18 protein-coding genes and 1 pseudogene are annotated in these 22,015 nt (G+C 60.4%); 13 read left to right on the forward strand and 6 right to left on the reverse strand.

Translation table 11 applies throughout. From position 1 onward, the window contains the following. Positions 1 to 2: 2 nt before the first annotated feature. Entirely contained in the window at positions 3 to 581 is a 579-nt protein-coding gene (locus GH769_RS19055; RefSeq protein ID WP_014719723.1) for a cob(I)yrinic acid a,c-diamide adenosyltransferase, read from the forward strand. Positions 582 to 721: 140 nt separating this feature from the next. On the opposite strand, the gene GH769_RS19060 is transcribed toward GH769_RS19055, so the two are convergent. From GH769_RS19060 to secA, 3 genes are all read right to left on the reverse strand, one after another. Then, entirely contained in the window at positions 722 to 1,666 is a 945-nt protein-coding gene (locus tag GH769_RS19060) for a Nudix family hydrolase (protein ID WP_032902739.1), read from the reverse strand. Between the two features lie 19 nt (positions 1,667 to 1,685). Further along, complete coding sequence (gene argJ / locus GH769_RS19065) at positions 1,686 to 2,903, reverse strand: bifunctional glutamate N-acetyltransferase/amino-acid acetyltransferase ArgJ (RefSeq protein ID WP_014719725.1); 1,218 nt, start codon at positions 2,901 to 2,903, stop codon at positions 1,686 to 1,688. Between the two features lie 124 nt (positions 2,904 to 3,027). Continuing rightward, positions 3,028 to 5,763 carry a preprotein translocase subunit SecA gene (gene secA / locus GH769_RS19070; protein WP_014719726.1) on the reverse strand — a complete coding sequence of 912 codons (2,736 nt, stop codon included), beginning with the start codon at positions 5,761 to 5,763 and terminating at the stop codon, positions 3,028 to 3,030. Positions 5,764 to 6,069: 306 nt separating this feature from the next. Between secA and GH769_RS19075 the strand changes: the two genes are divergently transcribed. Then, the gene (locus GH769_RS19075; protein ID WP_032902738.1) at positions 6,070 to 6,525 is read left to right on the forward strand and encodes a DUF721 domain-containing protein; all 456 of its coding nucleotides are present in this window, start codon (positions 6,070 to 6,072) and stop codon (positions 6,523 to 6,525) included. Positions 6,526 to 6,529: 4 nt separating this feature from the next. Here the strand turns inward: GH769_RS19075 and GH769_RS19080 are convergent, their stop codons facing one another. Continuing rightward, entirely contained in the window at positions 6,530 to 8,008 is a 1,479-nt protein-coding gene (locus GH769_RS19080; protein WP_014719728.1) for a helicase HerA-like domain-containing protein, read from the reverse strand. Positions 8,009 to 8,213: 205 nt separating this feature from the next. On the opposite strand from GH769_RS19080, the pseudogene GH769_RS29475 reads away from it, so the two are divergent. From GH769_RS29475 to GH769_RS19100, 5 genes and pseudogenes are all read left to right on the forward strand, one after another. Next, positions 8,214 to 9,245, forward strand: a pseudogene (locus GH769_RS29475) (cache domain-containing protein); the annotation flags it as partial. Positions 9,246 to 9,338: 93 nt separating this feature from the next. Next, positions 9,339 to 10,103 (forward strand): methyl-accepting chemotaxis protein, encoded by a 765-nt coding sequence (locus GH769_RS29480; RefSeq protein WP_370694806.1) that lies wholly within the window; start codon positions 9,339 to 9,341, stop codon positions 10,101 to 10,103. A gap of 227 nt (positions 10,104 to 10,330) precedes the next feature. Continuing rightward, a complete protein-coding gene (locus GH769_RS19090) occupies positions 10,331 to 11,452 on the forward strand; it encodes a glycosyltransferase family 1 protein (protein ID WP_014719730.1) in 1,122 nt (373 codons plus the stop codon). Continuing rightward, on the forward strand, positions 11,445 to 12,197 hold the full coding sequence (locus tag GH769_RS19095; protein WP_020302713.1) for a DUF2334 domain-containing protein: 753 nt from the start codon (positions 11,445 to 11,447) through the stop codon (positions 12,195 to 12,197). The genes GH769_RS19090 and GH769_RS19095 overlap by 8 nt, the downstream gene beginning before the upstream one ends. Continuing rightward, entirely contained in the window at positions 12,185 to 13,294 is a 1,110-nt protein-coding gene (locus tag GH769_RS19100; protein ID WP_020302714.1) for a lysylphosphatidylglycerol synthase transmembrane domain-containing protein, read from the forward strand. The genes GH769_RS19095 and GH769_RS19100 overlap by 13 nt, the downstream gene beginning before the upstream one ends. Before the next feature lie 123 nt (positions 13,295 to 13,417). On the opposite strand, the gene purU is transcribed toward GH769_RS19100, so the two are convergent. After that, complete coding sequence (purU, locus tag GH769_RS19105) at positions 13,418 to 14,266, reverse strand: formyltetrahydrofolate deformylase (RefSeq protein ID WP_019821236.1); 849 nt, start codon at positions 14,264 to 14,266, stop codon at positions 13,418 to 13,420. A 351-nt stretch (positions 14,267 to 14,617) separates the two neighbouring features. Between purU and mvaT the strand changes: the two genes are divergently transcribed. Beyond that, positions 14,618 to 14,992 (forward strand): histone-like nucleoid-structuring protein MvaT, encoded by a 375-nt coding sequence (mvaT, locus tag GH769_RS19110; RefSeq protein WP_019821235.1) that lies wholly within the window; start codon positions 14,618 to 14,620, stop codon positions 14,990 to 14,992. Positions 14,993 to 15,082: 90 nt separating this feature from the next. Here the strand turns inward: mvaT and sbcB are convergent, their stop codons facing one another. Continuing rightward, on the reverse strand, positions 15,083 to 16,510 hold the full coding sequence (gene sbcB / locus GH769_RS19115) for an exodeoxyribonuclease I (protein ID WP_019821233.1): 1,428 nt from the start codon (positions 16,508 to 16,510) through the stop codon (positions 15,083 to 15,085). Between the two features lie 167 nt (positions 16,511 to 16,677). Here sbcB and GH769_RS19120 point away from each other — a divergent pair, with 167 nt between their 5' ends. Genes GH769_RS19120 through GH769_RS19140 form a run of 5 tightly spaced genes read left to right on the forward strand, consistent with a single transcriptional unit; the run spans position 16,678 to position 22,009 of the window. Then, positions 16,678 to 17,370 carry an RDD family protein gene (locus GH769_RS19120; RefSeq protein WP_014719736.1) on the forward strand — a complete coding sequence of 231 codons (693 nt, stop codon included), beginning with the start codon at positions 16,678 to 16,680 and terminating at the stop codon, positions 17,368 to 17,370. Beyond that, positions 17,367 to 18,347, forward strand: coding sequence for a stage II sporulation protein M (locus tag GH769_RS19125; RefSeq protein WP_019821231.1), 981 nt, complete (start codon positions 17,367 to 17,369; stop codon positions 18,345 to 18,347). Before GH769_RS19120 ends, GH769_RS19125 begins: the two co-directional genes overlap by 4 nt. Next, complete coding sequence (locus GH769_RS19130) at positions 18,334 to 19,863, forward strand: DUF4129 domain-containing protein (protein ID WP_032902737.1); 1,530 nt, start codon at positions 18,334 to 18,336, stop codon at positions 19,861 to 19,863. The genes GH769_RS19125 and GH769_RS19130 overlap by 14 nt, the downstream gene beginning before the upstream one ends. Beyond that, entirely contained in the window at positions 19,860 to 21,017 is a 1,158-nt protein-coding gene (locus GH769_RS19135; RefSeq protein WP_014719739.1) for a DUF4350 domain-containing protein, read from the forward strand. Before GH769_RS19130 ends, GH769_RS19135 begins: the two co-directional genes overlap by 4 nt. Next, the gene (locus GH769_RS19140) at positions 21,014 to 22,009 is read left to right on the forward strand and encodes a MoxR family ATPase (RefSeq protein ID WP_032902736.1); all 996 of its coding nucleotides are present in this window, start codon (positions 21,014 to 21,016) and stop codon (positions 22,007 to 22,009) included. Before GH769_RS19135 ends, GH769_RS19140 begins: the two co-directional genes overlap by 4 nt. The last annotated feature ends 6 nt before the right edge of the window (positions 22,010 to 22,015 follow it).

The following is a 22,015-nucleotide window of genomic DNA, read 5'->3' on the forward strand; positions in this document are numbered from 1 at the left end:
CCATGGGCTTTCGCCTGTCGAAGATCTACACCCGTACCGGCGACAAAGGCGAGACCGGCCTCGGCGACGGCCGCCGCGTGCCCAAGGACCATCCACGCGTGGAAGCGATTGGCGAGGTGGATACGCTGAACAGCCAACTCGGCCTGCTGTTGGCTAACCTTGAAGAACAAAGCGGCAAGCATCCGGGGTTGAAGGATGTGATTGAAGTGCTCACGCCTTGCCAGCACCGTCTGTTTGACTTGGGCGGTGAGCTGGCCATGCCTGTGTACAAGGCGTTGAATGCGGCGGAAGTGGATCGGCTGGAGGCTGCGATTGATCGCTGGAACGAGGAAGTCGGGCCGCTGGAGAATTTCATCCTGCCTGGCGGTTCAGCGTTGATCGCTCAAGCCCATGTGTGCCGCAGCCTGGCGCGCAGCGCCGAACGCCGTTGTCAGCACCTGAATGCGGTGGAACCGTTGGAGGGTGTGGGGTTGGCGTACATCAATCGGTTGTCGGATTTGCTGTTTGTGGCGGCCAGGGTGATTGCCAAACGCCAAGGTGTTGCGGAAGTGTTGTGGCAGGCGGCGGCCAAGCCACACTGAGCAGATCGTTCCCACGCTTTGCGTGGGAATGCATCAACGGACGCTCCGCGTCCCAAAGCGTAACGCAGAGCGTCGCAGGAGGCATTCCCACGCAGAGCGTGGGAACGATCAGCACGATCAGCAGAGCGTGGGAACGCTCATCACACCTGCGGCCAGAACGCCCGAATACCTGCCACACCTTGCGCACCAGCCTCCCAAGCTTGCTCCCGCTGCGCCGGCCCAACCCCGCCCAACAGAAACACCGGCTTGCTGAACCCGGCGATCAACTCAGCCGCCTGTTCCCAACCCAACGGCTGCGCATCCGGATGGGTCTGAGTCGGCTGCACCGGCGACAGCGTGACGAAATCCACGTCCATCAACTCTGCCAGCGCCAGTTCTTCCGCGTTGTGGCAAGACGCCGCCAACCAGCGGTCTTTGGGCAGCGGCCGGCCCTTGCTCGCGTATTTGCGCAACTGCGCCGAGGTCATATGCCACCCCGCAGCAGGGAAATCCCCCAGCCACTCGAACGGCCCCTTGAGCATCAGTTGCGCCTTGCCGGCGCACAGGCCCACCGCATCTACCGCCAGGTCGCGGTATTTGGGGTCGTAACCGTTAGGGGCACGCAGTTGAACCAGCTTGGTGCCACCGGCAATAGCCTTCTGGATACCGCGCAACAGCGTCGGGGTTTCCAGCTCGCCAGGGGTGATCAGATATTCGGCGGGCAAGCGTGCCGCGGCGACAATCGGCGCATTCGCCGCCGGAAATTCATAGTTGACCAGGTCCCGCGGTGCCACCCACGCCAACGGCTGCCCTTCAGCGCCATGGGGCTCGCCGGTAAAAGCCGTGACTTCCCAGACATCCAGCAATACCTGCTTGTCCGGATAGTCATGTTGCACCTTGATCAGCGGCCGCGCCGTGGTGACCTGGATGCCCAGCTCTTCCTGCAATTCACGGGACAAGGCCGTGGCAACCGACTCATCAGCCTCCACCTTGCCGCCGGGAAATTCCCAGAGGCCGCCTTGATGCTGAGTATCGGCACGGCGCGCCAGCAGGATCCTGCCATCGACACCGCGGATCACCGCTGCTGCTACATGTACTCGTTTCACCGCCAGTTTCCTCTTGGTATCAGGTACGGTATTCCGCGTTGATCTTCACGTACTCGTGGGACAGGTCGGTGGTCCAGATGGTTTCGCTGCAGTCACCACGACCCAGTTCGATACGGATGGTGATTTCTTCCTGCTGCATCACCGCCGAGCCCTGGGCTTCGGTGTAGGTTTCGGCGCGGGCGCCACGGCTGGCGATGCACACGTCACCCAGGAACACGTCGATTTTGCTCACGTCCAGGTCCGGCACGCCGGCACGGCCGACAGCCGCGAGGATACGGCCCCAGTTCGGGTCCGAAGCAAACAGCGCGGTCTTGATCAGCGGCGAGTGCGCCACGGTGTAGCCCACATCCAGGCATTCCTGATGGTTGCCGCCGCCGTTGACTTCAACCGTGACGAACTTGGTCGCGCCCTCGCCGTCACGCACGATGGCCTGGGCCACGTCCATGCACACTTCGAACACCGCCTGTTTCAACGCCGCAAACAACGGGCCTTCGGTGGAGGTGATTTCCGGCAGGTTGGCCTGGCCGGTGGCGATCAGCATGCAGCAGTCGTTGGTGGAGGTGTCACCGTCGATGGTGATGCGATTGAACGACTTGTTGGCGCCGTCCAGCATCAGGCGTTGCAGCACATCACGGGAAACTTTGGCGTCGGTGGCGATATAGCCGAGCATGGTGGCCATGTTCGGGCGGATCATGCCTGCGCCTTTGCTGATACCGGTGACGGTGATGGTCACGCCCTCATACACGAACTGGCGGCTCGCGCCTTTGGGCAAGGTGTCGGTGGTCATGATGCCAGTGGCCGCAGCCGCCCAGTTATCCACAGACAGATCATCGAGCGCGGCTTGCAGGGCGCCTTCGATTTTTTCCACCGGCAGCGGCTCACCGATCACACCGGTGGAGTACGGCAACACCTGGCTGGCATCGACGCCGGTCAACTGGGCCAGCTTGGCGCAGGTGCGCGCCGCCGCCACCAGGCCGGGCTCGCCGGTGCCCGCGTTGGCGTTGCCGGTATTGGTCAGCAGGTAGCGAATCGACCCGGCCACGCGCTGCTTGGCCAGAATCACCGGCGCGGCGCAGAAGGCGTTGAGGGTGAACACGCCCGCTACGGTCGAGCCTTCAGCACAGCGCATCACCACCACATCCTTGCGCCCCGGGCGCTTGATGCCGGCCGAAGCGATACCAAGTTCAAAACCGGCAACCGGGTGCAACGTGGGCAAAGGACCAAGACCAACAGCCATGAATGCGCTCCTTAAAAATAGGTGATGTCTGTGCCGTCGCTATCGACGGTGGGAATTAATGGCAAAACGCCGCGACGGCAAAGGCCGGTCGCGGCGCGGGGTGTTGCAGCGTCAGGCGAAAATCTTATTCGATCTGGCCGTGGCAGTGTTTGAATTTCTTGCCCGAACCGCAGTAGCACAGCTCGTTGCGGCCCAGCTTCTGGTCATTGCGAACCGGGGTCTGGGCCAGGGCCACATCGACCTCTTCACCCAATGCTTCAGGCTCATCCAGGCCCGGCGCTTCGTCGTGCTGGAACTGCATGCGCGCCGCCAGTGCTTCGGCTTCCTGACGCAGGCGTGCTTCTTCCTCGATCGGGTCTTCGCGACGCACTTGAACGTGGGACAGCACGCGGATCGAATCGCGCTTGATCGAATCCAGCAATTCGGAGAACAGCGTGAACGACTCGCGCTTGTACTCCTGCTTCGGGTTCTTCTGGGCGTAGCCACGCAGGTGGATACCGTGACGCAGGTGGTCCATGGTCGACAGGTGGTCTTTCCACAGGTCATCCAGCACGCGCAATACGATCTGTTTTTCGAAGGTGCGCAGTGCTTCGGCACTCGCTTGCTCTTCTTTCTCGTTGTACGCCGCCAGCAGCTCGGCCATCAGTTTTTCGCGCAGGGTTTCTTCGTACAGGTGATCGTCTTCGTCCAGCCATTGCTGAACCGGCAAGTCCACACCGAAGTCGCTCTTCAATGCCGCTTCCAGGCCGGCAACATCCCACTGCTCAGGCAGGGACTGTGGCGGGATGTGGGCGCTGACAGTGGCGTTGAGCACGTCCTGACGGAAATCAGCGATGGTCTCGCCAATGTTGTCGGCGGCCAGCAACGTGTTACGCATGTGATAAATCACTTTACGCTGTTCGTTGTTGACGTCGTCGAACTCAAGCAGTTGCTTACGAATGTCGAAGTTACGGCCTTCTACTTTGCGCTGGGCCTTCTCGATGGCGTTGGTCACCATGCGGTGCTCGATCGCCTCACCGGACTGCATGCCCAGGGCTTTCATGAAGTTCTTCACCCGGTCCGACGCGAAGATACGCATCAGGCTGTCTTCCAGCGACAGGTAGAAACGGCTGGAACCGGCGTCACCCTGGCGACCGGCACGGCCACGCAGCTGGTTGTCGATACGGCGCGATTCGTGACGCTCGGACGCGATCACTTGCAAGCCACCGGATTCCAGCACAGCCTGGTGACGCTTCTGCCAGTCGGCCTTGATCTGGGCGATCTGCTCAGGCGTCGGGTTGTCGAGCGAGGCCACTTCCACTTCCCAGTTGCCGCCCAGCAGGATGTCGGTACCACGACCGGCCATGTTGGTGGCGATGGTCAATGCGCCTGGGCGACCGGCCTGGGCAATGATCTCGGCTTCTTTTTCGTGGAACTTGGCGTTCAGTACCTTGTGCTCGATGCCTTCCTTGTTGAGCAGGTTGGACACGTGCTCGGAGGTCTCGATGGTGGCGGTACCCACCAGGATCGGACGGCCCTTGGCCATGCCATCCTTGATGTCATTGATGATCGCCGCGTATTTCTCTTCGGCGGTCAGGAACACCAGGTCGTTGTAGTCTTTACGCGCCAACGGTTTGTTCGGCGGAATGACCATCACGGCCAGGTTGTAGATCTGGTGGAATTCGAACGCTTCGGTGTCGGCCGTACCGGTCATGCCGGACAGCTTGTTGTACAGACGGAAGTAGTTCTGGAAAGTGGTGGACGCCAACGTCTGGCTTTCGGCCTGGATGTTGAGGTGTTCCTTGGCTTCGATGGCCTGGTGCAGGCCTTCGGACAGACGACGACCGGGCATGGTACGACCGGTGTGCTCGTCAACCAGTACCACCTGGCCGTCCTGCACGATGTACTCGACGTTGCGGTGGAACAGCTTGTGGGCGCGCAGGCCAGCGTACACGTGGGTCAACAGGCCCAGGTTGTGCGCCGAGTACAGGCTTTCACCTTCGGCCAGTTCGCCGATCTGGGTCAGCATCTCTTCGACAAACTGGTGACCGGCTTCGTTGAGTTCGACCTGGCGGGTCTTCTCGTCGATGGTGAAGTGACCTTCTTTGGTCACCACGCCTTCCACCTCCTCGATGTGCTGCTCAAGACGCGGGATCAACTTGTTGATCTCGGTGTACAGGCGCGAGCTGTCTTCGGCCTGGCCGGAGATGATCAGCGGGGTACGGGCTTCGTCGATGAGGATGGAGTCGACTTCGTCGATCACGGCAAAGTTGAGTTCACGCTGGAATTTTTCATCCATGCTGAACGCCATGTTGTCGCGCAGGTAGTCGAAACCGAATTCGTTGTTGGTACCGTAGGTGATGTCGCAGGCGTACGCGGCGCGCTTCTCTTCCGGCGGCTGGAACGGCGTTACCACGCCGACGGTCAGGCCGAGGAATTCATACAGCGGGCGCATCCAGTTGGCGTCCCGGCGAGCCAGGTAGTCGTTCACCGTCACAACGTGCACGCCCTTGCCGGACAGTGCGTTGAGGTAAACGCCCAGGGTTGCCACCAGGGTCTTGCCTTCACCGGTGCGCATTTCGGCAATCATGCCTTCATGCAAGGTCATGCCGCCGATCAACTGGACGTCGAAGTGGCGCATGCCCATGACGCGCTTACCGGCTTCACGGGCGACCGCAAAGGCTTCGGGCAGCAGCTTGTCGAGGGTTTCACCTTTGGCTATGCGGGCCTTGAACTCTTGGGTCTTGGCGCGCAATTGCTCGTCCGACAGAGCAACCATCTGCTCTTCGAAGGCATTGACCAGCTGCACCGTCTTGAGCATGCGTTTGACTTCGCGCTCATTCTTGCTTCCAAAAAGTTTCTTTAACAAAGGCGCAAACATATCGGCAGGTTCTTCCACACATAGGGATGGAGGGCGCACCGTGAGTGGCCCGAGCAGCCCTCACGGCCGCATTGCGAACGCGCATTCTACCCGGAATCGTGGGTGAGGAAAGTGGCGTTGTTCCCCGAGGCAGGCACGGCGCTGTGAGAGGGCCTGTTTAAAATAAGGGCTTTTGCGCGAACTTCAACCCATGGAGCGCAGAAGTTACTTATTGATTTCATGGGCAAAGCCCAGCCGAGGCACGGCCGCGGGGTGTACCGGCGCTTTCTGTTAAGATAACCGCTCTGTTACCTAAGGTGTCTAAACATGGCATTTCGCCCTCTTACAGCCCGCGCGCCCGGCGTGTTGCTTCGCGAAGCCAAGCCGTTGAAAGCCATCTTTGGCCATGCCAAACGCCTGGGCCATTTGCAACGCCTGCTGGAAAGCCAGCTGCAACCTGCCGCACGTGAGCACTGTCATGTGGCGTCCTGGCGAGAAGGCAATCTGCTATTAATCGTCACCGATGGTCATTGGGCCACGCGCTTGCGTTATCAGCAAAAACGCTTGCAGCGCCAGTTGATGGCGTTTGAAGAATTCGCCGGCTTGAGGCGCATTCAGTTCAAGGTACAGCCACCCACCGTGCCGCAAGGCGCAGTGGGGCATACCCTGGACCTGTCGGAAACGGCCGCCGAAACCCTTCAGGCCACCGCCGAAGGGATCAACGACCCGGGCTTGCGCGCCGCCCTGGAACGGCTGGCCGCCCATGCCCGGCCCAAAGCCTGAAACGTTATTTGCGTTTGCTGCCGCCCAATAACGAACCCAGCAGACCACGTACCAACTGGCGCCCCATCTGATTGGCGGCCTGCTGCATGGCTGACTTCAACGCCTTGCCCGCCGTGGTCCCCAGGAAGGCACCGGCCCTGTCGGTAAAGCTCGGCTCTTCGGCGGCCGGAGCAGCCTGCTCGGCAGGCCCAAGCTCCTTGCGGGCCATCAGCACTTCATAGGCAGACTCACGATCCACCGGCTTGTCATAGCGCCCCAACAGCGGCGAGCTGGCAACCAACGCTTTACGTTCGGCTTCGGTGAGCGGCCCGATCCGCGATTGCGGAGGAGCAACCAGTACGCGCTGGACGACTTCCGGCGTGCCCTTTTCCTGCAAGGTTCCCACCAAGGCCTCACCAGTGCCCAACTCTGTAAGCACCGACAAGGTATCGAATGTCGGGTTGGGACGAAAACCGTCCGCCACCGCTCGCAGGGACTTCTGTTCTTTGGCAGTGAACGCGCGCAAACCGTGCTGGATGCGCAGGCCCAGTTGCGCCAGCACCGTATCCGGCAAGTCGCCCGGCGATTGCGTGACGAAATACACGCCGACGCCTTTGGACCGGATCAGGCGCACTACCTGCTCCAGGCGCTCCTGCAAGGCTTTTGGCGTATCGGCGAACAACAAGTGCGCTTCATCGAAAAACAACGCCAGCAACGGTTTGTCGGCATCGCCGCGTTCCGGCAATTGTTCGAACAACTCTGCCAGCAGCCACAACAGGAAGGTCGCGTAGACCTTCGGCGCTTCATGCACCAAGCGGCTGGCGTCCAGCAGGTGGATGCGCCCACGCCCATCACTGGCGGGCTGCAAAATATCCTCCAATTGCAGGGCCGGCTCGCCAAACAGGGCTTCGGCGCCCTGCTGCTCCAGCACTGCCAGACGCCGCAACAAGGCCTGGCTGGAACCGGTGGTCATCAAGGCGGCGTCTTCGCCCAGTAGTTCCGGGTGATAGCGCAGGTGATTGAGCAGTGCCTTGAGGTCCTTGAGGTCCAGCAGCAACAGGCCTTCGCGGTCGGCCACTTTGAACGCCGCATAGAGCGCCGATTGCTGGCTGTCGGTGAGCTCCAACAGGCTGCCGAGCAAGAGCGGGCCCATTTCACTGATGGTGGTGCGCAACGGATGACCGGATTGGCCGTGGATATCCCACAGGGTTACCGGGTACGCCTGGGCCGTGTAATTAAGGAAGGGCATACCGGCGATGCGCTCGGCCACTTTGCCCTGGGGGTTGGCGGCGGCGCCCAGGCCGCAGAGGTCGCCTTTGATGTCGGCAGCGAACACCGCCACACCCGCATCACTGAAGGCTTCCGCCAGGCGCTGCAAGGTGACGGTCTTGCCGGTGCCCGTGGCGCCAGCGATCAACCCATGACGGTTGGCCAGGCGCATGGACTGGGCGATGGGCAGGCCGTCAAGGCCAGCACCGATAAGCAGTTGTGTGGAGTCAGGCATTTCGTCACCTATGGTTAATCTTTAGTGCCGCGAGGTCGATATAGACGGATGTAAGCCCGACAAAGACTAAAAAACGGTCAGATAATTCCGATATGGACCAACGGAGCTATCACCAGAAATACCACACCTTTTTTGACGCTGCCATTTTGCGCCTCCCGCATAGGATGCGCCTCGGATATTAAGACCTTAGCGGACCCTTCAAGCCATGAACAAAAATCTGCGCTTCAGCCACAAGATCCTGCTTGCAGCCTCCCTTATCGTCATCGCCGCTTTCGCGTTGTTTACCCTCTACAACGACTACCTGCAGCGCAACGCGATTCGTGACGACCTCAATAACTACCTGCATGAGATGGGCGACGTCACCGCCAGCAACATCCAGACCTGGCTCACCGGGCGTATCGCCCTGGTGGAAAACGCCGCACAGAACATCGCCATCAACCCTGAACAAAGCGTGGTCGCCAGCCTGCTGGAACAGAAAGCGCTGACCTCGTCATTCATGGCCACCTACGTCGGTGACAGCCAGGGCACCTTCACCATTCGTCCTGACACCAAGATGCCCGACGGCTTCGATCCGCGTGTTCGCCCCTGGTACAAGGGCGCCCAGGCCAGCAACGGTTCAACCCTGACCGAACCCTATATCGACGCGGCGACCGGGCAACTGATCATTTCTGTCGCCACGCCCAGCGCCAAGGGTGGCCAGAGCATCGGCGTAGTCGGCGGCGACCTGAGCCTGCAGACCCTGGTGGACAACATCGGCGCGCTGGATTTTGGCGGCATGGGTTATGCGTTCCTGGTCAGCGCCGACGGCAAAGTGCTGGTGCACCCGGATAAAGCCCTGGTGATGAAGACCCTGGCGGACGTTTATCCAAAAGACACGCCGAAGATCAGCGGCGATTTCAGCGAAGTGCAAGCCAACGGCAAGACCAATATCGTGACGTTTACACCGATCAAGGGCCTGCCCTCGGTAAACTGGTACCTGGGCGTTTCGGTGGATAAAGACAAGTCTTTCGCCATGCTCAGTGAGTTTCGCACCTCGGCGGTGATCGCAACGATCATCGCGGTGGTGATCATCATCGCCCTGCTCGGCATGCTCATCCGCGTCTTGCTGCAACCTTTGCACCTGATGACCCGAGCCATGCAGGACATTGCCGACGGTGAAGGCGACCTGACCCGCCGCCTGACCATCCAGAACAATGATGAATTCGGCACCCTGGGCAATGCCTTCAACCGCTTCGTCGAGCGCATTCATACCTCGATTCGCGAAGTGTCTTCAGCCACCGAGCACGTCAATGAAGTGGCCCTGCGGGTGGTCAGCGCCTCCAACTCGTCGATGGTCAACTCCGACGAACAGGCCAACCGCACCAACAGCGTCGCTGCGGCCATCAATCAACTGGGGGCCGCAGCTCAGGAGATCGCACGCAACGCCGCCCAAGCCTCCAGTCAGGCCAGCGATGCCAGGCACTTGGCCGAAGACGGCCAGCAGGTGGTTGAACGCAATATCAAGGCGATGACGCAGTTATCCAGCATGATCAGCACCTCAAGCACCAATATCGAAGCACTTAACAGCAAAACGGTGAATATCGGCCAGATTCTTGAGGTGATCACCAGTATTTCCCAGCAAACCAATCTGCTGGCGCTCAATGCGGCGATCGAAGCGGCGCGCGCCGGGGAAGCCGGGCGTGGCTTTGCGGTCGTGGCCGATGAAGTGCGCAACCTCGCTCATCGCACTCAGGAATCGGCGCAACAGGTGCAGACGATGATCGAAGAGCTACAGGTGGGCGCCCGGGACTCGGTGACTACCATGAGCGAAAGCCAACGCCACAGCCTGGACAGCGTGGAAATCGCCAACCTGGCCGGCGAGCGCCTGAACAGCGTGACCCAGCGCATTGGCGAGATCGACGGTATGAACCAGTCGGTCGCCACCGCCACTGAAGAACAGACCTCGGTGGTGGAGTCGATCAATATGGACATCACCGAGATCAACACCCTCAACCAGGAAGGGGTGGAAAACCTGCAATCGACCCTGCGCGCCTGCTCGGACCTGGAACAACAGGCCTCGCGTTTGAAGCAATTGGTGGGCAGCTTCCGGATCTGAGGGGCAATACCGACCATTACAGCGAACGCAATGCGATCCAATGTGGGAGCGGGCTTGCTCGCGAAAGCAGTCTATCAGTTGAAGATGCACTGACTGATTCACCGCTTTCGCGAGCAAGCCCGCTCCCACAGGGGACCTGCGTTTAACCGACCGGCATAACACACCAATCCCAATCGAACATCTATCCTTACCTCAGGTCCATCTAGGGAGAGCAATGGATCGGAGGGATGTTCATCGTGCATATCGCTGACATAACCATGTTCTACGCCCCGGCCAGCGGTGGCGTACGCACTTACCTTGACGCCAAGCACCGGCGTCTGGCGCTCAAGCCGGGCATTCGCCACAGCCTGTTGATACCCGGTGCACACTTGAGCGAGCAGGACGGCATCTTCAAAGTACCGGCGCCCGCCCTGCCCTTCGGCAAAGGCTATCGCTTCCCCCTTCGTTTGGCGCCTTGGCGAAATGTCCTGCACGATTTACAGCCTGACCTGATCGAAGTTGGCGACCCTTACCTGACCGCCTGGGCCGCACTGGATGCCCGACGCCAATTGGATGTGCCGGTCATCGGCTTTTACCACTCCGACCTGCCACTGCTGGTGAGCAATCGCATGGGGCCTTGGTTTACCCCCAATGTTGAAGCCTATGTGCGCAAACTCTATGGGAATTTCGACCGAGTGCTCGCCCCCAGCCAGGTAATGGCCGACAAGCTCACCGGGCTTGGCGTCAGAAATGTCTTCGTGCAACCCCTGGGTGTAGACCTGCAAACCTTCACCCCTGAGGTACGTGACCCCGGCCTGCGCGCCGAACTGGGGATTGGCGAAGACACTCGACTACTGATCTTCGCCGGGCGCGGCTCCAAGGAGAAAAACCTGCCGGTGCTGCTCAACTGCATGAAACGCCTGGGGGAAGGCTACCACTTGCTGTTGGTGGGCTCCGGCATGCCGGCCAGCGTGCCAGACAATGTCACCGTGATTGACGGATTCCGGCCCGCCCAACATGTCGCTCGGCTGATGGCCAGCGCCGACGCCTTACTGCATGGTGGCGACCAGGAGACCTTCGGCCTGGTGATCCTGGAAGCCATGGCCTGCGGTATTCCAGTGGTCGCCGTGGCGGCCGGGGCCTTTACCGAGATTATCGACGAGCGTTGTGGCGTGCTGTGTGCGCCAAACAACCCCAAGGCCATGGCCGATGCGGTGCGCGAGTTGTTCAGTACCGACAGCCGGCGCCTGGGTGCTCAGGCTCGGCGCCATGTCGAGCAGCATTATGCGTGGGACACAGTAGTCGACAGCCTGCTGGGGCATTACTGCGCCGTGCTGGGCAGCCATGAACCGATGCTCGCCCATGGCTGAGCGCGCGCTGATGCTGGTACTGCACGACGTGGCACCGCACACCTGGGCCGACTACCGGCCCTTCGTCGAGGCCGTCGATGCACTGGGCGACGTGCCCATCACTTGGCTGGTGGTGCCGGACTTCCATCACCATGACGACCTGGCCGCCCACCGCGATTTTCGGCGCCTGCTCGATAGCCGTGTCGCCAAGGGCGATGAACTCACCTTGCATGGTTATTACCATTGCGACGACCAACCTCGGCCGCGTACGCCAAAAGAATGGTTTATGCGACGCATCTATACCCACGAAGGCGAGTTTTACCAGCTGTCCGAAGCCGAGGCGTTGCGGCGGTTGACCGCCGGCATCGAGGTATTCCAGCGCAATGGCTGGCCGCTGCATGGCTTTGTTGCGCCAGCCTGGTTGATGAGCGATGGCACCCGGCAGGCATTGCGCCAGTTGCCGCTGAGCTACACCAGCGACCCACAACATCTTTATCGCCTACCGGACTTCACGCCTATCAACGCCCCTGGCCTGGTGTGGAGCGCCCGCAGTGCATGGCGCCGGGGATTGTCCAAAATCCTCACTGATCGCCGTGAACAGCGATGGCAGGCCGCCCCGCTGATCCGACTGGGTTTGCATCCGGTGGACATGCGCCACAGGTTTTCCCGCGATTATTGGCTAGACACCCTGCAACGCCTGCTCAACGCGGGGCGCGTCCCCCAAACCAAGGCCGCCTGGCTGGCGACGCAGCCATGGGCCGACTGATCTGGTTAGTGTTGGCGCTCTTGGTGGCGCTGGTGATTCCATTGTGGCTGGGCGGCGGCGAAAGCATTGCGCGCCTGCGCCAGTTTCCGTTGCCCCAGTTACTGGGGATGTTCGCCATGATCATCGGCTGCTGGCTGATCAACAGCCTGCGCATCCGCCTGTTGCTTGGCGAGCATCGCGGCCAGTTAGGGCCGCTCAAAAGCCTTGGCGTGGTGATATCCACTGAATTCGCCATGTGTGCAACTCCCGGCGGCAGCGGCGGGCCGTTGACCCTGATGGCCCTGCTGGCGCGCAATGGTATCCGCCCCGCCCATGGCAGCGCAGTGTTCGCCATGGACCAATTGAGCGACCTGGTGTTTTTTCTCTGCGCACTGGTGGGGATCTTGCTGTATGCGCTGTTCCATAGCCTCAGCCCGCGTCTGGAGTGGTTGCTGGGGCTTAGCGCCGTGTCGATGGTGGGTGGGGTAATCAGTGGCTGGGCCGTGGTGCATGTTCACCGGCGGCTGATTCGCCTGGCGGGTTTGGCACTCAAGGCCATGAAGGTCGGCGCTACCACCCGCCGACGCTGGGCACGCCGGTTGCTGCGTTTTCTTGCGGCGTTCAGCGCCACCCTGAAACTACCCCGGAGCACCTTGCTTGGGGTCTTTGCGCTGACCAGCCTGCATTGGCTGCTGCGTTACAGCGTGCTGTACCTGGCGCTACGCGGGTTGGGGGGCGAGGTACAGTGGGCCTGGAGCTTTCTGATCCAGATGTTATCCCTGACTGCGGGGCAGTTCAGCCTGGCGCCAGGCGGGGCCGGCGCTGCGGAATTGACGTCAGCGGCACTGCTGGCGCCCATGGTGGGCACATCCACAGCGGCTGCGGCAATTCTGATCTGGCGCGCGGTGACCTACTACTTCTATTTGCTGGCCGGTGCGCCAGTGTTTCTATTGATGGTCGGCAAACCGCTGCTCAAGCGTCTTTTTCAGGGGCGGCAGGCGGCTGGTCCTGCGCCTGTGTCTGCTCCCATAAACGCGCCGCGCCTGGAAAATCAGTACCATCCTCGGCATCCAGCGCGTCCGGGTCGTAACGGCTCAAACAGCCCTCGCCCAAGGTAGCAGGTGCCCGTGAGGTGGCTTTATCGAGCGGGTCGCTCATGGGAATCTCCAGAAACAGAAATAAAAAAGGGCCTGGAGAGTTTTACCTCCAGGCCCCGGTGTCTTTCAATCACAATCGCCGGGTCAGAAGACCACGGTCTTGTTGCCGTGCACCAACACGCGATCTTCCAAGTGATATCGCAGGCCACGAGCCAGCACCATCTTCTCGACGTCACGGCCGAAGCGCACCATGTCTTCAATGCTGTCGCTGTGGCTGACGCGCACCACGTCCTGCTCGATGATCGGGCCGGCGTCCAGCTCTTCGGTCACGTAGTGGCAGGTTGCACCAATCAGCTTCACGCCACGCAGGGAAGCCTGGTGATACGGCTTGGCACCCACAAAGGACGGCAAGAAGCTGTGGTGAATGTTGATCACCTTGCCAGCGTATTCGCGGCACAGTTCCGGTGGCAGGATTTGCATGTAGCGCGCCAGCACCACTACATCCGCATCATGCTGCTTGACCAGACGCGACACCTCGGCAAATGCCGGTTCCTTGTCCTGTGGGTTGACCGGCACATGGTAATAAGGGATGCCATGCCATTCGACCATGCTGCGCAGGTCATCGTGGTTGGAGATCACGCAAGCAATCTCGCAATCGAGTTCGTCGCTGTGCCAGCGGTGCAGCAGGTCTGCCAGGCAGTGGGATTCGCGGCTGGCCATCAGCACCACGCGTTTCTTCTGCTCTGTATCGGTGATGTGCCAGGTCATCGAAAACTCTTCGGCAATCGGCGCAAACGCCTCGCGGAATGCTTCCAGGCCAAAGGGCAGCGTATCGGCACGGATTTCGTGACGCATGAAAAACCAACCACTGAGATCGTCCGAGTGATGGCTCGCCTCGGTGATCCAGCCATTATGGGAAGCCAGAAAGTTACTGACCTTGGCAACGATGCCAACCCGGTCCGGGCAAGCAATCACCAGCCGAAAAGTGCGCATTAGGGGGAAACTCCAGAACTTCACAAAGGCCGCTATTCTAGCGATTACGCAGAAAAACTGCAGTATTCCCTTGCACCTTATCTTGAGGCATGGCCGTGGCAACACCCCTTAATCGTGTAAGGTTTTACCACCGCTATATGACGGTACAACGGCATGCTGAGGTCAGTAGCAAAAAATTAACGCGATTATCTTTGCGCTTAACGCTGACTAATTAACTCATCGGCCAGGTTTTCTCACACACATTCAATGTCATTCACCTGAATAACGTCTTAAATGTTTACTTGATGAAATTGCCTGACTATTATTAGGCCACTCACCCTGTCATTCAGCGTTCTACATAAGGTAGTCCACATGTCACTGATCAACGAATACCGCGCCACCGAAGAAGCTATCAAAGAGCTGCAAGCCCGTTTGAAGAACCTGTCCGAAGACGACAAGCTGAAAACCGAGCTGGAATTCGAAGGCAAATTGCGCACCCTGATGGGTGAATACTCCAAATCCCTGCGTGACATCATCGCGCTGCTGGATCCAGAGTCGAAAGTTAAAGCACCGCGCGGCGCTGTGAAAACTACCGGCACCAAGCGTGCTCGCAAGGTCAAGCAATACAAAAACCCACACAACGGCGAAGTGATTGAAACCAAAGGTGGCAACCACAAAACTCTGAAAGAGTGGAAAGCCAAGTGGGGCGGTGACGTAGTTGAAGGTTGGGCAACCCTGCTGGGCTAAGCCCGGTCGGACGTTCACCCGATACGTCACACATGAAAAACGCCAGCTTGCTGGCGTTTTTTATTGTCTGAATATTCTGTAGTTATGCGCTTACAGACTCAAGCGCGCCGCTAATGAATCCACATAGTCCTGCCATTGCGCCAGCACCTGGCACTGAAACGATGTAGCACTAACCGCCAACTCCTCACGCGCCTGCTTAAATGCCAACAGGGTATTCGGCGCCCCCCACTGCGCCTCCGACAAACGTTGCTGACAGAAAAGTTTCCAGCGTTGTTGCTCGTCATTGTTCAAGGTTTCAGGAAAGTTACGCGCCCGGTAGCGAAATAATAATTCCGGCAAACGATGATCATCGAACGGCCACTGCTGACGGGCTAATTGCGCGGGCTCTGCCATGCGAACTTGCTCACATAAACGGCGGTCACGATCACCAATAAAACCCTCGTAGAGCTGCTGCTCCGGGTCCGCGTTCGACGCAAAGTCTTCCTCGGCATAAATGGCCGCTAACTTGTCCCGCCAAACTTCCTGTGCGTCAGTTAGTCGCAGCGCCCGCGCGAGGCAAGCCTCCTTATCCAGTTGCAGGCGCTCAAGATCTTGCGGGCGCAGCACCTTCAACGGCGCAACCACCGGGCAGCGGTTGATATGCAGTAGCTTGAGCGGAACCGGCAGCTCACCTTCGGCCAGCTCATCGCGGCGCGTGTAAAGACGCTGGCGCAGGGTCGCCGCATCCAGGTCCAACAGCCCTTGCGGATCGAGCCCCAGGTCACAGACGATCAAGGCATTGCGATTGCGTGGGTGCCAGGCCAGGGGCAAGACCACGCCCAGGTAATGGCGTTCGGCGGAGAAACGCCCGGAGATATGCACCATCGGTTGCAGCAACCGCACCTGATCCATGACCCGTTGTTTACTGCGCAGTTGAAACAACCATTCATATAACTTCGGTTGTTTCTCCCGGACCAACCGCGCCAGGGCGATGGTTGCACGCACATCCGACAACGCGTCATGGGCCTGGCCGTGGTCTATGCCGTTGGCCTCTGTCAAGCGTTCGAGCTTGAGGGTCACGCGCCCTTCCTGCTCGGGCCAGTTGATGCCCTCCGGCCGCAGGGCGTAGGCGGTGCGCATCACATCGATCAAGTCCCAGCGACTGTTGCCGCCCTGCCACTCGCGCGCATAGGGGTCGAAAAAATTGCGGTACAGACTGTAGCGCGTCATTTCATCGTCGAATCGCAGGGTGTTGTAGCCGGCGCCGCAGGTACCTGGCGCGGCCAATTCGGCGTGCACCCGAGTCATGAAATCGGCTTCGGCAAGGCCCTTCTCAGCGAGGATACTCGGCGTAATACCCGTGATCGCACACGCTGCCGGATGAGGCAGGATATCGTCGCTGGGCTGGCAATAAAGGTTGATCGGCGCACCGACCTCATTGAGCTCAAGGTCGGTGCGGATACCGGCTACCTGGAGCGGGCGATCGTTGCGCGGGTTGATGCCGGTGGTTTCATAGTCGTACCAGAAAATCGAGGTCACGGGCTATTCCTGTGCTGAAGACCGACAAAGTCTAGGCGCTGCAAGGCGTCCGGGGCCAGCGATACCTTACTGTATAAATATCCAGAAAAACCTCGGGTGGTTGCTTCCATCCTCGACACTGCTAGCATCCGTGTCTCTCAAGTCGCCTCGCAGTGCCAAGGATCGCAATGCCATCAACCCCTCTGGATACCCACTATCAGATAGAAACGCCCGAGGGCATCGACCTGCCCCTGCGCCCTGCTGGCCTGCCCTCCCGGGCATTGGCGTTTGCATTCGACCTGGGCGTGCGCGGGATCATCATGGGTATCCTGCTGGTGCCGCTGGCGCTGCTCGGCAATGTGGGGATCGGCCTGGGTTCGCTGCTGCTGTTCCTGGTGAGCTGGTGGTACATGGTGTTGTTCGAAGTGCTCAACCAGGGCTGCTCGCCAGGCAAGCAGGTCATGGGGCTGCGCGTGGTACAAGATGACGGCACGCCCATTGGCTGGTCGGCATCGCTGATCCGCAACCTGCTGCGTTTTGTCGACATGCTGCCCTTCGGTTATTTCCTGGGCGCGATCAGTTGCCTGCAACATCCGCACTTCAAGCGGCTCGGCGACCTGGCCGCCGGTACGCTGGTGGTCTACCGGGAATTGCCGCTGGTACGCCCAAGCATCCCTCAAGCGCCCGCCCTGCGCCTACCCTTCGCACTGGAGTTGAGCGAACAGAGGGCCATCCTCGGTTTCGCCGAACGCCAGGCCGAACTCTCGGCCGAACGGGTGCATGAATTGGCCGCCATCCTCGCAGAGCCCCTGCAGGTGTCTGCGCCGCGCGCCGTGGAGCAACTCAACGGGGTAGCCCGTGGTTTGTTGGGGCCGACATGAAGCAGAGCCTTTTTGAAAGCCGCCACCAGCGCCAATGGCATACCTTCGCCGAGCAGTTGACACAACTGGAGCAAGGTAAAGCCAAGGCCGCTGATGTTGCCGACTTCCCGCATCAATATCGACGCCTGTGCCAACATCTGGCCCTGGCTCAGCAACGCGGCTATAGCAGTTACCTGGTCGACACGTTGCAACAACTGGCACTGCGCGGCCATCAACAACTGTATCGCCATCGCAGCCAACTGACGGCAAACATACTGGCGTTTCTTCTCGCCGACTTCCCGCGCCTGGTACGCGAACAATGGCGCTTCGTGCTGATCGCTGGCCTGCTATTCTTTGGCAGCCTGGTGGGGATAGCCCTGCTGGTGTACCTGTTCCCCGATCTTATCTACAGCATCATCAGCCCCCAGCAGGTGGCCGACATGCAGGGCATGTACAACCCCGACGCCAGCCGTCTGGGCCGTGCTGCCGAACGGGCCGCCAGCGAAGACTGGATGATGTTTGGCTATTACGTGATGCACAACATCGGCATCGCCTTCCAGACCTTTGCCGCCGGCCTGTTGTTCGGCCTGGGCAGTGTGTTCTTCCTGATTTTCAACGGCCTGGTCATAGGTGCAGTCTCCGGGCACCTTACCGACATTGGCTATGGCCAGACCTTCTGGTCGTTTGTCATTGGTCACGGCGCATTCGAGTTGAGCGCCATCACGCTGGCCGGTGCCGCAGGTTTGCAACTGGGCTGGTCACTGGTTGCCCCCGGGCGCTTGGCACGCAGCGAGGCCCTGCGCCTGGCCGCCCGCAAAAGCGTACGGATGCTTTGCGGTGTCATGGTGTTCCTGTTGATCGCAGCCTTTATCGAAGCCTACTGGTCCTCAACCACTCGCATTGAGCCCTGGATCAAATACGCAGTAGGCGCCGCGCTCTGGCTGCTGGTGGCCGCTTACCTGTCCCTGGCCGGGCGGAGTCGCCATGCGCCTGACTGACGCCAGCGTGGTGATTCGCCCGCGTACTTCCTGGGAAGCCATGGACCTGGGCGTACTGATGGCCAGGGAACACCGTGTCCTGCTGATGGGCAGTTGGGCGCTGGTAAGCTTGCCGGTATTCAGCCTGTTGACGGTGCTGCTCTGGAATTACCCGTCTTTGGTCATGTTCCTGTTCTGGTGGCTCAAGCCGGCCTTCGACCGCTTGCCGCTGTACATTCTGTCCAAGGCCCTGTTTGGTGAGCCCCCCAGCCTCAAACAGGCCGTTCGCCAGTGGCCGCAATTGCTCAAGGGGCAACTGTTCGCAAGCCTGACGTGGCGGCGGCTGAGCATGAGCCGCAGCTTCACCCTGCCCGTCAGCCAACTGGAAGGCCTGGACGGTGACGCACGTCAACGACGCCTTGGAGTGTTACTGCAACGTAACGCTGGCGCCGCACGCTGGCTGACGACCATCGGTGTGCACATGGAAATCGGCCTCTGGTTTGGCGGCATGACCCTGTTCTATCTCTTCATCCCGCAACAGGTTGAACTGGACTGGGACTGGCAACGGCTAATATTCGCGTCAGCCTCGGACGTGCTTTGGCTTGAGCACCTGAGCAATGCCTTCTATGCCCTGGTCCTGGTGTTCTGGGAACCCATCTACGTCGCCTGTGGCTTCAGCCTGTACCTCAACCGCCGCACAGTGCTGGAGGCCTGGGACCTGGAACTGGTATTCCGTCGGCTGCGCCAGCGCCTGAGCAATGTCGCACCGCTGCTGTTGCTGGTGGTTGGCCTGGCGTTGCTACACATCAGCCCACCGACCATGGCAGATGAAACCACAGCCCATAAGCCACTTAGCACCCAGGCCGCCAGCCAATCCATCCAGGCGTTGCTGGAAAAGCCACCTTTCAAGAACCCGGAAACCGTCACACGCTATCGGTTTGGCGAAGAAAAAGCGCCGGTTAAAAACAAGGCCACGGGCGACGGCAAATTACCTGGCTGGCTCCAGGCACTGCTCGACAACCTTAACAGCGACACCTTCAAATACGTCGCCAAAACTTTGGAAATACTGCTCTGGAGCCTTGTGATTGGCGGCCTGGCCCTGGTGTGCTGGCGTTACCGTGAATGGTTGCGCACGTTCGTCAGCCGCCTTGGGCCTACTCGCACGGCCGCTCCCTCGCCCGTTCCCGCTCAGTTGTTCGGGCTGGAACTGGGCACCGAGACATTGCCCGAAGACATCGCCAGCACCGCCGAACAACTATGGCCCACCCATCCACGGGAAGCCCTAGGCCTGCTGTATCGCGGGTTGCTCAGCCGGCTGTTGCACGAGTTCGACCTGCCACTGACAAGCGCCGATACCGAGGGGCAGGTACTGGAGCGTGTTCATCATTTGCAACAACCGCAGTTACTGGCGTTCAGCGACGAACTGACACGCCACTGGCAAAACCTGGCCTATGGTCACCGTCTGCCGCCTTCTTCAGCCCAACAAAAACTGTGCAGCGACTGGCGTGCTCTTTTCAGTGACGGAGCGGGCCAATGAATCGCGCGCTATTGTGGACAGCGCTGTTGTTGGCGTGCCTGGTGGGTGCGGGCGGCTTATATGCCTGGCACAAGGCAATTCCCTACGAGGAAGTGGTTGACCGGGGCCCGTCGCCAGAGGCTCGCGCCAATCCCTATCTGGCCGCCGAGCACTTTCTACGCCAGCACGGCTTGGTCGTGGCACACGCCAAGGGCCTTGAACGACTCGCCGAACTGCCCGCCAAAGGCCATAGCCTGTTGTTGCTGGGAGAGCGCAGCAACATGACCCCACGCCAGGTCGACCAACTGCTGGGCTGGGCAAAAGCCGGTGGCCACCTGCTCTTGGTCGCCGAGGCATTATGGGATGAAGAAGCCGGCACAAGCGGTGACCTGCTGCTTGATCGCCTCACTATCCGCCAAACCTTGAGCGACACCTTCGACGAACCCGTGCCACCGCGTAAAAAAACCAAACCGGATCTGACCAAGCTCTATGTCGACAACGAAACCGCACCGGCGTACTTTAGTTTTGACACTTACTTCAACCTCACCGACCCCAAGCACCTGGCGCAGTTTTCCGCCAACAGCGCCCAGTCCAGCCACCTGATGCAACTCGACCTGGGGCAAGGTCGCGTCACGGTGATCACCGACAGCGACCTATGGAAAACCACAGATATCGGCAACCATGATAACGCCTGGTTGCTGTGGTACCTGAACCAGGGCACTGACGTCACCCTGCTGTTCAACAGCGACACAGACGATCTGTTTACTCTGTTGCTCCGTTATTTCCCCCAGGCCCTCGTCGCCCTGGTTGCGCTGCTTGCTTTGGGGCTGTGGCAGGCAGGCATGCGCCAGGGCCCGATCCAGACACCGGCGCCCAAGGCACGTCGCCAGCTGCAGGAACACTTGCAGGCCAGCGCGGACTTCCTATTGCGCCGCAGCGGCCAGGGCACGTTGTTGCAAGCCTTGCGACACGACATCCTGCGCGCAGCCCGGCGACGCCATCCAGGGTTCGAACACCTCGATGCGTCAGAGCAACGCCAAGTGCTGGAACACCTTACGCGACAACCCCCTCACATCATCAGCCAGGCGCTTGAGCCCGTTGCGCTGAAGCGGCTTTCCAGCGCCGACTTCAGCCGTCAGGTGGCGCACCTGCAAACCCTCAGGAATGCCTTATGAGCGACTCTCCACTGGCCACCGCCCTGACCGCCGAAAACCTTCAGCAGGCCAGCCAGCAGGCCCAGGCGCTGCGCGTGGAATTGCGCAAGGCCGTGATTGGCCAGGACCCGGTGATTGACGACGTGCTCACCGCCCTGATCGCAGGCGGCCACGTCCTGCTTGAAGGCGTGCCTGGCCTGGGCAAGACCTTGCTGGTACGGGCCCTGGCCCGCTGCTTTGGCGGTGATTTCGCCCGCATCCAGTTCACCCCGGACCTAATGCCCAGCGATGTCACCGGCCACGCCGTTTACGACCTGCAGACCGAACAGTTCAAACTGCGCAAGGGGCCGTTGTTCACCCACCTGTTGCTGGCCGACGAGATCAACCGTGCACCCGCCAAGACCCAGGCAGCGCTGCTGGAGGCCATGCAGGAACGCCAAGTGACCCTGGAGGGCGAGGCGTTGCCCATCGGCCAGCCCTTCATGGTCCTGGCGACCCAGAACCCTATCGAACAGGAAGGCACCTACCCACTGCCCGAGGCCGAACTGGACCGCTTCATGCTCAAGGTGCGAATGGACTACCCGGATGCTCTACAAGAGCTGGATATGGTCCGCGAAGTGACGCGCTCGTCCAAGGCCGACATGCTGGAGGTACAGCCGTTGCGTACTGTGCTGCAAGCCGAGGACGTAGTAACGATGCAGCAAATTGCCAGTGACCTGCCACTGGATGAACAGGTGCTCGACTATGCCGTGCGCCTGGCCCGTGCCACGCGCAGTTGGCCGGGGCTGGCCATCGGTGCCGGCCCCAGGGCCTCCATCGCTCTGGTACGCGGTGCCCGTGCCCGTGCGCTGTTGCGCGGTGGCGAATTCGTCACCCCCGATGACATCAAGGGCTGCGCCCTGGCGGTACTGCGTCACCGGGTACGCATCGCACCAGAGCTGGACATCGACGGCTTGGAGGTCGACCAGGTGCTCCAGCAGTTACTCGACCAGATTGCGGCACCAAGGCAATGACGCGGC

The organism is Pseudomonas sp. CFSAN084952 (genome assembly GCF_009648855.1).
GTDB classification, from domain to species: domain Bacteria; phylum Pseudomonadota; class Gammaproteobacteria; order Pseudomonadales; family Pseudomonadaceae; genus Aquipseudomonas; species Aquipseudomonas paracarnis.